Annotated in this window: 1 protein-coding gene; it reads left to right on the top strand. The window is 64.2% G+C overall.

What is annotated here, in order from left to right; all coding sequences use genetic code 11:
* The coding region (locus AC0L2F_RS35900; protein ID WP_473251542.1) for a S1C family serine protease at nt 1-254 on the top strand (254 nt) is incomplete at both ends.

Here is a 254-nt window from a genome sequence, read left to right as displayed (position 1 = left end):
CCGGCGGCTCCCAGGGCATCGGTTTTGCGATCCCGGTGAAACTGGCGATGGAAGTAATGAAGTCGATCATCGAACACGGCCAGGTGATTCGCGGCTGGCTGGGCATTGAAGTACAGCCCCTGACCAAGGAACTGGCCGAGTCGTTCGGCCTGACCGGGCGCCCTGGCATCGTGGTCGCGGGGATATTCCGCGACGGTCCGGCGCAGAAAGCCGGCCTGCAATTGGGTCACTTCCCGAGTCCCGCCACCCAGGTC

Source organism: Bradyrhizobium sp. Ken64, from assembly GCF_055807555.1.
This window is presented reverse-complemented; position numbering and strand designations above follow the sequence as displayed.